This window comes from Bacillus sp. 220_BSPC, from assembly GCF_001054655.1.
Taxonomy (GTDB): Bacteria; Bacillota; Bacilli; order Bacillales; family DSM-1321; genus Peribacillus; species Peribacillus frigoritolerans.
The window spans coordinates 1-13,945 of record NZ_JVPL01000201.1; the positions used below are offsets into that span (position 1 = coordinate 1).

Annotated in this window: 12 protein-coding genes and 1 tRNA gene; 12 read left to right on the forward strand and 1 reads right to left on the reverse strand. The window is 41.0% G+C overall.

The genetic code is table 11. The features are described from left to right. The first annotated feature begins 75 nt into the window (after window positions 1-75). The 11 genes from ADA55_RS15645 (at window position 76) to rlmN (ending at window position 11,553) form a co-directional block, all read left to right on the forward strand. Window positions 76-148 (forward strand) — tRNA-Phe (locus tag ADA55_RS15645). Between the two features lie 408 nt (window positions 149-556). After that, window positions 557-1,975 carry a peptidoglycan DD-metalloendopeptidase family protein gene (locus tag ADA55_RS15650; RefSeq protein ID WP_048685610.1) on the forward strand — a complete coding sequence of 473 codons (1,419 nt, stop codon included), beginning with the start codon at window positions 557-559 and terminating at the stop codon, window positions 1,973-1,975. A gap of 281 nt (window positions 1,976-2,256) precedes the next feature. After that, the gene (gene yycF, locus ADA55_RS15655; RefSeq protein ID WP_034316131.1) at window positions 2,257-2,964 is read left to right on the forward strand and encodes a response regulator YycF; all 708 of its coding nucleotides are present in this window, start codon (window positions 2,257-2,259) and stop codon (window positions 2,962-2,964) included. A gap of 5 nt (window positions 2,965-2,969) precedes the next feature. After that, window positions 2,970-4,802, forward strand: coding sequence for a cell wall metabolism sensor histidine kinase WalK (gene walK, locus ADA55_RS15660; RefSeq protein WP_048685611.1), 1,833 nt, complete (start codon window positions 2,970-2,972; stop codon window positions 4,800-4,802). Next, entirely contained in the window at window positions 4,799-6,136 is a 1,338-nt protein-coding gene (locus ADA55_RS15665) for a YycH family regulatory protein (RefSeq protein WP_048685612.1), read from the forward strand. Before walK ends, ADA55_RS15665 begins: the two co-directional genes overlap by 4 nt. After that, a complete protein-coding gene (locus ADA55_RS15670) occupies window positions 6,123-6,917 on the forward strand; it encodes a two-component system regulatory protein YycI (protein ID WP_048685613.1) in 795 nt (264 codons plus the stop codon). The genes ADA55_RS15665 and ADA55_RS15670 overlap by 14 nt, the downstream gene beginning before the upstream one ends. A gap of 6 nt (window positions 6,918-6,923) precedes the next feature. Next, window positions 6,924-7,718, forward strand: coding sequence for an MBL fold metallo-hydrolase (locus tag ADA55_RS15675; protein ID WP_034316123.1), 795 nt, complete (start codon window positions 6,924-6,926; stop codon window positions 7,716-7,718). Window positions 7,719-7,995: 277 nt separating this feature from the next. Continuing rightward, the gene (locus ADA55_RS15680) at window positions 7,996-9,216 is read left to right on the forward strand and encodes a S1C family serine protease (RefSeq protein WP_048685614.1); all 1,221 of its coding nucleotides are present in this window, start codon (window positions 7,996-7,998) and stop codon (window positions 9,214-9,216) included. Between the two features lie 176 nt (window positions 9,217-9,392). Next, window positions 9,393-9,554 (forward strand): CxxH/CxxC protein, encoded by a 162-nt coding sequence (locus tag ADA55_RS27990; protein WP_065310847.1) that lies wholly within the window; start codon window positions 9,393-9,395, stop codon window positions 9,552-9,554. A 371-nt stretch (window positions 9,555-9,925) separates the two neighbouring features. Next, complete coding sequence (gene rlmH, locus ADA55_RS15685; protein ID WP_034316119.1) at window positions 9,926-10,405, forward strand: 23S rRNA (pseudouridine(1915)-N(3))-methyltransferase RlmH; 480 nt, start codon at window positions 9,926-9,928, stop codon at window positions 10,403-10,405. Window positions 10,406-10,485: 80 nt separating this feature from the next. Continuing rightward, a complete protein-coding gene (gene rlmN / locus ADA55_RS15690; protein ID WP_048685615.1) occupies window positions 10,486-11,553 on the forward strand; it encodes a 23S rRNA (adenine(2503)-C(2))-methyltransferase RlmN in 1,068 nt (355 codons plus the stop codon). A 62-nt stretch (window positions 11,554-11,615) separates the two neighbouring features. Here rlmN and ADA55_RS15695 read toward each other — a convergent pair whose 3' ends face one another. Then, the gene (locus ADA55_RS15695) at window positions 11,616-11,948 is read right to left on the reverse strand and encodes a heme oxygenase (protein WP_048685616.1); all 333 of its coding nucleotides are present in this window, start codon (window positions 11,946-11,948) and stop codon (window positions 11,616-11,618) included. 294 nt (window positions 11,949-12,242) lie between these two features. On the opposite strand from ADA55_RS15695, the gene ADA55_RS15700 reads away from it, so the two are divergent. Further along, complete coding sequence (locus tag ADA55_RS15700; RefSeq protein ID WP_048685618.1) at window positions 12,243-13,691, forward strand: DEAD/DEAH box helicase; 1,449 nt, start codon at window positions 12,243-12,245, stop codon at window positions 13,689-13,691. Window positions 13,692-13,945: the final 254 nt, after the last annotated feature.

The following is a 13,945-nucleotide window of genomic DNA, read 5'->3' on the forward strand; positions in this document are numbered from 1 at the left end:
CCTGTCACGCAGGAGATCGCGGGTTCGATTCCCGTCGGGACCGCCATTTTATTTTTATTCTAAAATAGAATATTTGGCTCAGTAGCTCAGTCGGTAGAGCAAAGGACTGAAAATCCTTGTGTCGGCGGTTCGATTCCGTCCTGAGCCATCCTTGTATAAACGCCTTTCCTTTAGGGCGTTTTTTTGTTATGTGCCCAGAGGATTCTGAATGAAATCTTGTAATAGATTGTTAACGTTTTGTAACATACCATTTTCGGCCAATTCGGGATATAACCCTCTTTTACCCTTGCTGGGCTTAGGCCCACTCCTTTTTCCGCAGTTTATTGAACTGTCCCCATTACCATATCTATTGGTACAAGTTGTCACCATTTATACAGTTCTATTACATTATGAAGTCGGTTTCTTGTTTTTTTTCTTAATATGGTAGAGTTATGAGTGATAAAAATCATTATAGAAATCAGTCATAAGTATCAGGATATTTAAATTGGACTAATAAATCTCAAATAAATTTGATTAGTTTCTTAATTGGTGACTGAGCCGTTAAGGAGGAAAATATATGTTTAGCTCAAAAGGAAAGGGAATCATCCTGTTGATGGTTTCCGTCATTTTGGTGCTTGCGGGCAATCGGGTAACTGCTGCTGGGATACCGGAAACTACAACCATACAGCATGTTTATCTTAATGATGAGTTCGTAGGCAGTGTGACGGATGAAACGGAAATCGAAAACATCGTAGCCGATAAGGTAGAAGAAGCACAGGAAGATTATCCTGACTTTACATTCGATAAGGAGACACAGCTGAAGTTCGTACCTGAAGAGGTATTCGATGAGGATGTTAAAGAGGATCAGGCTGTTAAGGGAATTCAGGATCAGTTGAATGTGAAGGCCGAGGCGTATGAAATCGACATAGATAACCAGGCGGTCGCTTATGTTGCGTCAAAGGAAGATGCAGAGGACGTTCTGGAGAAAATCACTTTATTATATGTAAATGAAGAGGAATACGCTGAATACGAATCAGGTAAAAAAGAAAGTGAAAAAGATGCCGATTCGTTAAAAGAGCCAGGAAGCAGAATTCTGGACATCGAATTTTCACTTCCCGTTACGTTTAAAGAGACAATTGTATATCCAGACGAAATCAAGAGTGTCGATAAAACCCTTTCCATGATAGAAGAAGGAAAGGAAGAAACGACGATCTATGAGGCTAAGGAAGAAGAAGATCTTGAAGCCATTGCCACTAGCCATGATATGGACCTGGATCAACTGCTGGAGCTGAATCCGGGACAGGATGAGGATAAAGGTGTTAAAGAGGGCGAGCGTCTCTATGTGACCCAGCGTACCCCCTATGTGAACGTAATGGTAGAAAGAGAAGTATTAAAGGAAGAGAGAATTCCTTTTGAAAAGGAAGTGAAGGAGGATGACGAACTTCCAAAGGGCGAACTCATTACTGAACAAATGGGGAATGAGGGGATTCTTGCGTTCACCTATAATGTATCTGAAACAAATGGAAAGAAAATCAGTGAATCGATCGTAAAAAAAGAAGTCACGGAAGAAGCTAAAACGGAAATCACCAGAAAAGGCACCAAGGTCATACCTTCACAGGGCAGCGGTACATATTCATGGCCTGCAGATGGGGGCTATATTTCCAGTAAGCAGGGCCAGCGCTGGGGGAAACTTCATAAAGGTATCGATATTGCACGGCCAGCCACCAGGACCATAAAGGCAGCAGATCATGGGATAATCGAAACTGCCGGGAATTCCGGAGGATATGGAAATAAGATAACGATCAATCATAATAATGGGTATAAGACAGTGTATGCCCATTTGGATTCAATAGATGTAATAGCGGGACAAAAGATTGAAAAAGGCATGAAAATTGGCATGATGGGTTCAACAGGTCACTCGACCGGTGTCCACCTCCATTTTGAAATATATAAAAACGGGTCTCTCGTTAATCCGCTAAACTATATAAGTCAGTAATCGCTGGAAGTCTTCGAAAATTATTCGAAGACTTCTTCTGCTTCATTAATAGATGAGAATAATAGGAAAAAGGTGATTTAATGCCTATAAAATGATAAAGTAGAATAGAGACAATTTGCTTTCATTCCGGTGTTCAGCCCCTTTTATTGGGTATATATATGTAACTTTGCTGAAACTAGGTTGCGAAGCTTTGTGCAAGCAGAAGGAAAAGTGAATAAGGTCCCGGATAAGGACACGGTTTTTAATAGATTCAGTTCAGTTATTAAAAAGGAGATAAGTACATGGATAAAAAGATTCTGGTAGTGGATGACGAAAAGCCAATTGCTGATATATTACAATTCAATCTAAAAAAAGAAGGCTACGAGGTTTTTTGTGCTTATGATGGCAATGAAGCCCTCAAAATGGTGGAAGAACGGCAACCTGATTTGATTTTACTTGATATCATGCTGCCGCAGCGCGATGGGATGGAAGTATGCAGGGAAGTAAGGAAGAAGTATGAGACGCCGATCATCATGCTAACGGCAAAAGACTCGGAGATAGATAAGGTGTTAGGATTGGAGCTTGGTGCAGATGACTATGTGACAAAGCCATTTAGTACCCGGGAAATAATTGCCCGCGTTAAGGCGAACCTTAGACGTCAGCAAGCTGTTCCGGTTCCCGATCAAGAAAATGAACCGAAGGAAATTACGATAGGCACGCTCACTATCCATCCGGATGCCTATGTGGTATCCAAGCGTGGCGATACGATAGAATTGACGCATCGTGAATTTGAGTTGCTTCATTACTTAGCGAAGCACATCGGTCAGGTCATGACAAGGGAGCACTTATTACAAACCGTGTGGGGCTATGATTATTTTGGTGATGTGCGGACGGTCGATGTAACGGTCAGACGTCTTCGTGAGAAGATTGAAGACAATCCAAGCCATCCTGGCTGGATTGTAACTAGAAGAGGGGTCGGTTATTACCTGCGTAACCCTGAACAGGAGTAGTTTCTATGAAAAAGGTTGGTTTTTTCCGCTCAATTCATTTTAAATTTGTTCTGATTTATGTATTGCTCATTTTCGTGGCGATGCAAATAATCGGGGTATATTTTGTTGGGGAATTGGAAGAAAATCTTGTCGGGAACTTTACGAAATCAATAAAAGGTCACGTTAACCTGCTTACCTACAGTATTGGTGAAGAAATGGAAAAAGAGAGGGGAGAGGAAGATCCAACCCTCGAAGAAGCGATTGATGCGATATTGAAAGACCGGGATAATTCATCGAATGATATTTCGGAAGTACGTGTCATTGACACCCGCAGCAGACGCGTGATCGGAACTTCAGCCCCAGGTAACCAGGATATTGTAGGGAAGAAGACGACAGAGGTCCTCATTAAGAATACGCTCACTTTTGGAAAAGAAGATAGTGATGTATTTCGCGATAAGAAAACAGGCAGGCGGCTCTGGGTCCTTTCGACACCCGTTGAAGCAAATGGGGAGGTCATTGGCGCCGTCTATGTAATAGCCGAGATGGAGAATGTCTTTGAGCAGATGGATGAAATCAATAGCATCTTCATGACGGGTACGGCCATCGCTTTGGTCATTACGGCCATCTTGGGGATCCTGCTCGCACGAACGATCACCAGACCCATGTCTGATATGAGAAAACAGGCCCTGGTGATGGCAAAAGGGAATTTTTCCAGAAAAGTCAGGGTATATGGCGATGATGAAATTGGCCAGCTTGCCGTCACTTTCAATAATTTGACCAAAAAACTCCAAGAGTCGCAATCAAGCACAGAAGGAGAGCGGCGTAAGCTTTCATCTGTCCTTGCCAATATGACGGATGGCGTAATTTCAACGGACAGGCGCGGTCGGGTGAACTTGATTAATGAACCGGCGGCACAATTATTGAATGTTTCGAGTGAAACCGTCATGAACCAACCGATCATTGAGGTTTTGGGTCTTGAAGAAGAATATAAATTTGAGGATTTACTGGAAGAGCGAGAGTCCATTATCCTTGATTACAGCAAAAAAAATCGGCCTTTCATTTTGAGGGGGAATTTTTCGGTCATTCAAAAGGAAACGGGATTCGTTAATGGTTTGATCACTGTTTTGCATGATATAACAGAGCAGGAAAAAATCGAGAGCGAACGCAGGGAATTCGTTGCCAATGTATCACATGAACTGCGAACTCCGCTAACGACGATGAGAAGTTACCTGGAGGCATTGGCTGAAGGTGCATGGAAGGACGAGGAAATCGCTCCATCGTTTTTAAGTGTGACCCAAAATGAAACGGAGCGAATGATCAGGCTTGTTAATGATCTGTTACAGCTTTCGAAAATGGACAGTAAAGATTACAGGCTTAAAACCGGCTGGGTGAATTTTAATAAATTCTACGACCACATCATCGATCGTTTTGAAATGTCGAAAAATGATGACATCACGTTTAAGCGTGATTTGCCGAAGGAAGCTTATTTTGTGGATATTGATGAAGATAAAATCACCCAAGTTCTCTATAATGTAATCTCCAACTCATTAAAGTACTCACCTGAAGGGGGTCAAGTGACTTTCCGCGTCAGGGCATCTGATGGCTTTATCATTGTGAGCATTACAGATCAAGGCGTGGGTATCCCGAAAAACGTCATTGATAAAATATTCGACCGCTTCTACCGTGTGGATAAAGCAAGGGCCCGTAACTTAGGCGGGACAGGGCTTGGTTTAGCGATTGCAAAAGAGATGGTCGTGGCGCATGGCGGGAAAATATGGGCGGAAAGTGTGGATGGAAAAGGAACTACCGTGTTCTTTACACTTCCTTACGAACAGGAAGAAGAGGATGATTGGTCATGAATTTTGAACGTGCAAAAAGTATCATACTGATTATTTTGGTTGGGACAAGCATATTTTTGACATGGAGCATTTGGACGTACGAGCCTGAGTATGATCCATTTGAACAATCATCGGAATTTATAAAGATTAAAAGCGATGTCCAGATTGTCAGTGATGTCATTAAACCAGTCAGTATCCTTTTCCATGGCAATGGGCAGCATTTCCAGAGTTCCAGCCCGGCAGAAATCAATGAAATGGAAAATGAATTTTTACAATGGCGTTTCAGAGGTTTAAAAGAGGTATCCGTAAAAAGGCTGCAAAGGAAATTTGACGATTTTGTCCATGAAGATGGGTCGATTGAAATCGTATTCTCCGATGATATCCCCATCTCTCTTTATAAAACGGTATTGAATATAAGGGATAAGGAAGTGCCTGAATTTTCGTTTGATCGAATCATCATTAAACAAAAGGATATCAGCGGTAATGAATCTGCCGTTTATTTTGTTTCCTACGATCAAGAGGAGATTTATCAAGGTTTGGTCGATTCTAAAAAGCTAAGGAATTTCATGGATTCATTTTATAGGGGTTCCTATGATAAGCATCCTGAATACATTGCCGAAACGATAAACAGCAAAAGGACGCTGTTCGTCCCGGAAAACCCAGTGGAAATCAACAAACTTGAATATTATATTGACTATTTGGATATTGGAAACTTGAAAAATGCGTTATTTAGTTTTCCGAAGTTCGTTCGCCAGGAATCGGTTTCGGTCGGTGAGGAATATACGGATGGAACAAGACTTATGACGGTCAATAAAGAGAATTACTTAATTTCTTATATCAATCCGGCACAAAAGAGAAAGTTATTTGACAGTTCCAGTGACCTTTTGCAAAAAAGCATCGATTTCATCAATGATCATGCCGGTTGGGAAAATAACAATTACCGCTTTGCCTATATGTCGGAGAATGAACAACGAGTGGTATTCCGCTTATTCGTAAATGGTTATCCGACCTTCAATGAATCTGGAATGACAGAAATCGAGCAAATTTGGGGGAAAGAAGAAATTTATAGCTATGACCGCCCATACTTTTCACTTGACTCAGTCCTCCCGTCAGAAGGATCGCCAAAGACTTTACAAAGCGGCAAAGAAGTAATTAATCAGCTGAAATCGAAAGGTAATATCGATTTCAAAAGCGTGGAGGACATCTCGATTGGCTATAAACTGAATAAATCCCTGGATTCCAAACTTGTAACTCTAGTTACACTCGAGCCCACTTGGTATTATTGTATCGGCGATAAATGGTTTATTGTGCCTTTTGATGAAGATACGGGAGGCGATCAAAGTGGATTGGAATAATACAAAGTCGATTTTCATCATGGTTTTCTTCGTTTTGAATATTTTTCTTCTTTATCAATTCCTGGAAAAGATTAATGACTCCCAATATGAAAGTTTCACGGAGTCATCAACGGAAGAACTGTTGAAAGAAGATGAGATTTCAATAGAAACCCCACTTCCGAAACAAAAGTCGGATCAATTCCTGATTGCCCAAAGCAAGACTTTCGAGAAGAAAGATATACAGTACCTGAAAAATCAAAAAGCAAAAATCATCGATGATAAGAAGCTTGTGGGTACATTTAAGATACCGGTTGGCATGAAAGCGGAAATTAATGCTGCAGACCTTGATATATTCCTGAAGGAGTATATATTAAAAGGAAATGAGTATCATTTTTGGAGCTATGATGAAATAAGCCAGACCATCACCTGCTATCAAGTGGCAGATAAAAAGATGTTTTATAATAATAGTAAAGGGAAGGTCACTTTATATCTGAACAAGAAGGGTGAAATCGTTTCCTATGAACAGATGTATTTAGAGGGGATCAAAAAATTCAATAAACCTAAAGTATTGACATCTGCTTTAAATGCTATCGGAGCATTGTATCAGAATGGTGATATTGATCCCAAAAGCGACGTCACGAATGTAAAATTGGGATATTACAATTCGCTGCAGACGACATCTGTGTCACATTTACTTGTGCCAACATGGTGGGTGGTCATTGATGACGAAACGGATCTCTTCGTGAATGCTTTTGATGGAGAGGTCATTGAATTGAATACAGAAGAAAAAATACTGGAGTGAGTATAGATGACAATGCATTTTAGTGTTCTCGCAAGCGGGAGTACAGGAAATGCCTTTTTCGTGGAAACGGAGGATCAATCATTCCTCGTCGATGCCGGCTTAAGCGGTAAAGCCCTGGAAGCATTGTTTCAGGATATAGGCCGTGATATGTCGAAGCTATCCGGTATCCTTGTTACCCATGAACACAGCGACCATATTAAAGGTCTTGGCGTGGTTGCCAGAAAACATAAACTCCCGATATATGCGAATGCAAAAACATGGAATGCCATGGAGCGATCGATCGGTGAAATTGCAACCGAACAAAAATTCACATTTGAAATGGAACAGGTCAAAACGTTCGGCAGCCTTGATATAGAATCTTTCGGCGTTTCACATGATGCGGCAGAGCCAATGTTTTACGTCTTTCATCATGAAGATAAGAAACTTGTGGTCATTACCGATACAGGGTACGTAAGCGATCGGATGAAAGGAATCATCTCAAATGCCGATGCTTATGTATTCGAAAGTAACCATGATGTGTCCATGCTGAGGATGGGGAAATATCCATGGAGCATCAAGCGCCGGATTTTAAGTGATGTCGGACATGTTTGTAATGAAGACGCTGCCCTTGCAATGAGCGAAGTGGCCGGTGATAAGACCAAGCGGATTTACTTGGCCCACTTAAGCCTTGATAACAATATGAAGGATCTAGCAAGAATGTCGGTGGAACAGACGTTAAAGACAAAGGGGATCATCGTGGGTGAACAATTTTCCTTATATGATACTGATCCGAAAAGACCAACGGAACTTGTTACATTATAAATGAAAGGAATGGATGAGGGATACCTTGTTCATTCCTTTTTTTATTTTTAAAAATTTCGATTCGTAAGTTACGAATCGGATTAAAAGGGGTATCGTTTGGTTAGAACTGTATAGGTAAAAGGAAAATGGCTGATACTAGTCAATTTTATGTTGCCCCTTAAATTAAATTAAGCATGCATTTTTTTAGAAAAAATTCGGTAATTGAGTATAATTGAGGGAGGATACCAAACAATAGAATTGCTATAATACATTCCTAAAATGAGAGGATGAGGCGGTCTTGGGTTATTATGATCAGAATGATGAGAACCAAAATAAACGAAAAAAAAGCCATACGAGCTATTTTCTAGCAGGCTTGGGGGGCGCCATCATCGGGGCCTTACTTATTTTATTAGCCTTTCCGGGAAGCGGACTGTTAAATAACGATGAAAACGAAATAACAACGGAAAAATCAACGGAGAGAAAGACCACGGAGCAGTCCCAGCAAAACCTTACTCTTGATGTAACAAGTGCCGTCACCAATGCCGTTGATAAAGCCAGCGACGCAGTGGTCGGCATCACTAACATTCAGGAAACGAACTTCTGGGGTAAAGGGAGCAACGCCGAGGACAGTTCGGCAGAAGCCGGCACAGGATCTGGAGTCGTCTACAAGAAAGATGGGGGCAAGGCCTATATCGTCACGAATAATCACGTCATTGAAGGAGCTAATGAACTTGAAGTGACATTAAGTGATGGCACTAAATTGCCAGCTGAACTACAAGGCAGTGACCCATGGACAGATTTAGCCGTCATTGTCGTTAATGGTGAAAAAATCAAAACCATAGCTGAATTCGGAAACTCCGGCAAATTGAAACCTGGTGAGCCCGTCATTGCCATTGGTAATCCATTAGGCCTTCAATTCTCCGGGTCGATCACACAAGGGATCATCTCCGGTTTGGAGCGCACGATAGAGGTGGATATCAATGAGGACGGACAAGTGGATTGGAATGCAGAGGTCATCCAGACCGATGCGGCGATTAATCCAGGTAACAGCGGAGGGGCACTCGTTAATATGTCAGGGCAGGTCATCGGAATAAATTCGATGAAGATTGCAGAAAATGCAGTGGAAGGAATCGGTCTTTCCATTCCGATCGATTCAGTGATCCCGATTATTAATGATATAGAGGAATTTGGTGAAGTGAAACGTGCTTTCTTGGGTGTTAACCTGGCATCTGTAGAAGAAATTTCCCAATATCATCAACAAAATACATTAAAGCTGCCAAGGAAAGTTACTTCTGGCGTTGCGATAACAGGCGTTCAAAGCAATTCTCCAGCATCCAAAGCAGGATTGAAGGAATTTGACGTCGTAGTTGGAATGGATAACGAAAAAATCCATGATGTCGTGGAATTAAGAAAATACCTTTACAATGAAAAACAAGTCGGTGATAAAGTAAAAATCATTTATTACCGTGACGGAAAGAAAGAAACAACGGAAGTCACGCTTTCAAGCAGCGAAATTTAAAGCACAAAAGGACAGGGGGCAGAAAATGCCTCCTGTCCTTTCTATTTCCTTGCGCTTTTCTTATTTTTTGTTACGATTACCTGTGGATATATACTGAAATTAAAGATCTCAAGTGACTTGTGGATAATTGGGAATGGAAGTACTGGGAATAATGAATGGGAAAGGAGATATGAAAGATGAAATTATATTGCTGTCAGGAACATGTGGACATGGCGCTGGATGAAGTGGTATACGAATGTGAAACCTATCCTGTTTTAACGCTTGTTCCTGAAGAAAATCAGTTATCAACAACCTGTGAATATTGTCGAAACGTGGCAATATATCTAGTAGGGAACTAATATTCCCATACAAGATGTGGATAGATTTTGTGGATATGTGGATAACTTTTGTGGATAACATGTTTGTAACCTGTTCTTAACCTGTTCTTAACATTTTCCGAAGATTAAAGCGGCGGGTGGAATGGTTTAGATCCAAGCATTTGGTAGTACGAATAATCAAGATAATTGTTCGGATTGGAACTAAGTCCAGCCGAATTCTTCAATAATGAAAGTTACCGTTGCCGCTTTCAGGGGCAGCGGTTTTTATTATAAAAGCATTAAAAATTGGAAAGGATATGCTTGTTTTGCTTATAGGTCACTGTAAGGTATGATAATAGGTAGGCAAATCCAACAATTGATAGTAAAAACATAATGAAAGCTAGAGGATATATATGAAAATAACGATTATTACTGTTGGCAAGCTAAAGGAAAAATACTTAAAGCAAGGAATTGCTGAATATACAAAAAGGTTAAGCGCCTATGCTAATATAGAACTTGTGGAAGTACCGGATGAAAAGGCTCCGGAGAACCTGAGTACAGCGGACATGGACATTGTAAAGCAAAAGGAGGGTGAACGAATCCTGGCCAAAGTCAGCCCGGACACCTACGTAATAACGCTTGAGATCAATGGAAAACAGCTTACTTCAGAACAGCTGGCCACTCATATGGATCAGCTCGCCACCTATGGAAAGAGCAAAATTGCCTTTATTATTGGCGGGTCGCTTGGACTTGGCACAGAGGTGTTATCAAGAAGCGATTATGCCCTTTCCTTCTCGAAAATGACCTTTCCGCATCAATTAATGAAATTGGTTCTTGTGGAGCAAATATATCGGGCTTTTCGGATAAATAGAAATGAACCATATCATAAATGATAGAGACTGATTCCGGGGGAGTCCCCTTAATGTAATGGGTTAAAGTATTAAATCTTACTGTAATGAAAAGAGGGTAACGAATGAATAAAGAGTCCATTTATGGTTTAACATTCGAACAATTGACAGCGTGGCTTACGGACCATGGCCATAAAAAATTCAGAGCTTCCCAAGTCTGGGAGTGGCTTTATAGAACACGTGTGACGAGTTTCTCTGAAATGACGGATGTTAATAAAGAGTGCATAAAATTACTTGAAGAGCACTTTGTCATCCAGACTTTGACTGAGCACGTAAAGCAAGAAGCAGCGGATGGTACGATCAAGTTTCTGTTTAAATTACAGGATGGCAACCTTATCGAAACGGTTATGATGAGACATAAATACGGAATTTCGGTCTGTGTCACCACCCAAGTGGGCTGTAATATTGGCTGCAGTTTCTGTGCCAGTGGATTATTGGCCAAAAGCCGTGATTTATCCAGCGGGGAGATAGTGGAACAAATCATGAACGTTCAACTGCATCTGGATAAATTGGAACAAGGTGAGGTTGTAAGCCATGTTGTTGTAATGGGCATTGGCGAACCGTTCGATAACTTTGAAAATATGTTAGACTTTTTGAAAGTGCTTATGGACCATAAGGGTCTTGCTATCGCGGGCAGGCGCATTACTGTTTCGACAAGCGGCCTTGCCCATAAGATCTATGAATTCACCGATACTCAATTACAGGTGAATCTGGCCATCTCATTGCATGCGCCGAATAATGAGCTCAGGACACAAATCATGAAGATAAACCGAGGCATCCCCATAGAAAAATTGATGAAATCTCTTGATTATTATTTAGAGAAAACGAATAGGAGAATTACGATCGAATATATCCTATTGAAAGATGTCAATGACCATCAAGAAGAAGCCGAGCAACTTGCCGATCTTCTTGATGACAAAAAACATCGTCTCTATGTCAACCTGATCCCATATAATCCAGTAGATGAGCATAGCCAATACCAAAGAAGTGATAAAGAGTCCGTTCTCTCGTTTTATGATACGCTGAAAAAGAGAGGCATCAATTGTAAAATCCGCCAAGAACATGGAACGGATATTGATGCGGCTTGCGGTCAGCTTAGAAGTAAACAAATCAAAAAAGCCGAAGCTAAGTAAATTCATTAAGAAAAAACAAAAAGAGGACGCATATTTTGCGGCCTCTTTTTTGTGTGATTTCATTATTTAGCTATTTCCTTTACCGAGGCGACTTCATACGTTGTAAGCTCGCTGCCTAGAATTGGAGATTCTTTTTTTGCTTCGCCGGAACCTGATTCAGGCCGTTTATGTGCAGCTTTGAATGCATCGCTATTTCTCCAAGCCGTAAAGTTATCAAGGTTTTCCCAGTACATATTAACGCTCAGTTCATCGTGATCCGTCAAATTCTGCGTTAATAATACTTCAACTTTTACGAAGCCTTCCATCGTATCAAGTGGTCCTGGTGCAGTAAATCCTGGGGCCATGACTGCACCCATCCCTTTTTTGACTCTGATTCTATTCGTTACGATTATCATAAATGAGTCCTCCTTTTGGCCATCGGTTTGGAATATACGCCCTTTATTTCCGCAATTTCATACATATTTTAGCATATTGGAAGAAGCAGGGTCCATTTTGATTAACTTCAATCATGGGGCCCTGAAGACATTGTTTCAATGAAGACGGACGTTTCATTATATAGAAATAGAACAATTGAATTTGGATATTACAAGGTTTATCGATGCATATCGCGTATAATAGAACTCTGTATAAGGAAATTACGATTATGGGAACAATAAAGCAACATACTAAACAACAAAAGAGGCTGTTATATGAATGAATTGAATTTTACTGATTATACATTAAGCGATGAAATTGTTAGGGCATTAGAAAGCTTGGGATATCAACGTCCAACCGAAGTACAGCGTGAAGTGATTCCAGTGGCGCTGAAAAAGCGGGATCTTGTCGTTAAATCGCAAACAGGAAGCGGCAAGACCGCTTCATTCGGCATACCGATCTGCGAAATGGTCGATTGGGAAGAGAATAAGCCTCAGGCGCTTATTTTAACACCGACACGTGAGCTCGCCGTGCAGGTAAAAGAGGATATTACGAATATTGGCAGATTTAAGAGGATAAAGGCTACTGCCGTTTATGGAAAGCATCCATTCGCACTGCAAAAAGCGGAATTGAAACAAAAAAGCCATGTAGTCGTCGGAACCCCGGGGCGTGTTCTGGATCATATCGAGAAAGGGACATTCGCCTTGGAACGCTTAACTCATTTAGTTATTGATGAAGCGGATGAAATGCTGAATATGGGCTTCATCGAACAAGTGGAAGCCATTATTAAGGAGCTTCCGAAAGATAGAGTAACCATGCTGTTCTCTGCCACATTACCTGAGAGTATAAAAAAACTATGCAAGCAATATATGAAAGATCCTTTGGATATTGAAATCAAAGCAAAGGGTTTAACGACGGAGAAAATTGAACATGCCCTTATAGAAGTGAAAGAAGATGATAAGTTTTCCCTGCTTAGAGACGTAACCATCACGGAAAACCCCGATAGCTGCATCATTTTTTGCCGGACGAAAGATAGGGTGGATCAAGTATGTGAACAGCTGCTGGAACTGGAATATCCGTGTGATATGATTCACGGCGGCATGCTTCAGGAGGATCGCCTTGCAGTGATGAATGAATTCAGAAGAGGTGAATTCCGCTATTTGGTTGCAACAGATGTTGCTGCCCGTGGAATTGACATCGACAATATAACCCATGTAATTAACTATGACCTGCCATTGGAAAAGGAAAGTTACGTACATCGAACGGGAAGAACGGGCCGTGCCGGTAAAAAAGGAAAAGCCATTACTTTTGTGACGCCGTACGAAGACAAATTCCTTACCGAGATCCAAGAATATATCGGTTTTGAAATCCCTAAGATGACTGCTCCATCTAAAGAGGAAGTTTCCGATATAAAAATGGAATTCGAAGCCAAACTGGAAGCCCGTCCAAAAATCAAAAAAGATAAAAGTGAACAATTGAATAAACAAATCATGAAGCTGTATTTTAATGGCGGCAAGAAAAAGAAACTCAGGGCCGTGGATTTTGTCGGAACCATCGCAAAGATTGATGGAGTGAATGCCGAGGACATCGGGATCATTACGATCCAGGATAATGTTTCTTATGTCGAAATATTGAATGAAAAGGGACCGCTTGTCTTGAAAGTGATGAAAAATACGAAAGTGAAAGGCAAGCTTTTGAAGGTTTCAGAGGCCTTTAAGAACTAAAGATGTCGAATGAAAGAAGCGGGAAGACCGAAAATCGGTCTTCCCGCTTCTTTTTTATATGACTTGGGACAGGAACTTTTCGACCCATACACAGATGATTCGACCCAACTAGGGAAAATTCGACCTATTCACAGATGATCCGTCCTCACTGAAATAGTAGTTTTTTTGTTTATGAGGAGGTTAAGATTCTTTCTCCAAATTCTGTTTAACCGTCAAAACAGAGTGGTATATGAGGAAGGATAATGCAATTATTT

Excerpts from the sequence above, each read along its gene's own strand:
- ADA55_RS15650 (WP_048685610.1), top strand. The coding sequence starts at position 557 with ATGTTTAGCTCAAAAGGAAAGGGAATCATCCTGTTGATGGTTTCCGTC.
- ADA55_RS27990 (WP_065310847.1), top strand. The coding sequence starts at position 9,393 with ATGAAATTATATTGCTGTCAGGAACATGTGGACATGGCGCTGGATGAA.
- ADA55_RS15665 (WP_048685612.1), top strand. The coding sequence starts at position 4,799 with ATGAATTTTGAACGTGCAAAAAGTATCATACTGATTATTTTGGTTGGG.
- rlmH (WP_034316119.1), top strand. The coding sequence starts at position 9,926 with ATGAAAATAACGATTATTACTGTTGGCAAGCTAAAGGAAAAATACTTA.
- rlmN (WP_048685615.1), top strand. The coding sequence starts at position 10,486 with ATGAATAAAGAGTCCATTTATGGTTTAACATTCGAACAATTGACAGCG.
- yycF (WP_034316131.1), top strand. The coding sequence starts at position 2,257 with ATGGATAAAAAGATTCTGGTAGTGGATGACGAAAAGCCAATTGCTGAT.
- ADA55_RS15700 (WP_048685618.1), top strand. The coding sequence starts at position 12,243 with ATGAATGAATTGAATTTTACTGATTATACATTAAGCGATGAAATTGTT.
- ADA55_RS15675 (WP_034316123.1), top strand. The coding sequence starts at position 6,924 with ATGACAATGCATTTTAGTGTTCTCGCAAGCGGGAGTACAGGAAATGCC.
- walK (WP_048685611.1), top strand. The coding sequence starts at position 2,970 with ATGAAAAAGGTTGGTTTTTTCCGCTCAATTCATTTTAAATTTGTTCTG.
- ADA55_RS15695 (WP_048685616.1), bottom strand. The coding sequence starts at position 11,948 with ATGATAATCGTAACGAATAGAATCAGAGTCAAAAAAGGGATGGGTGCA.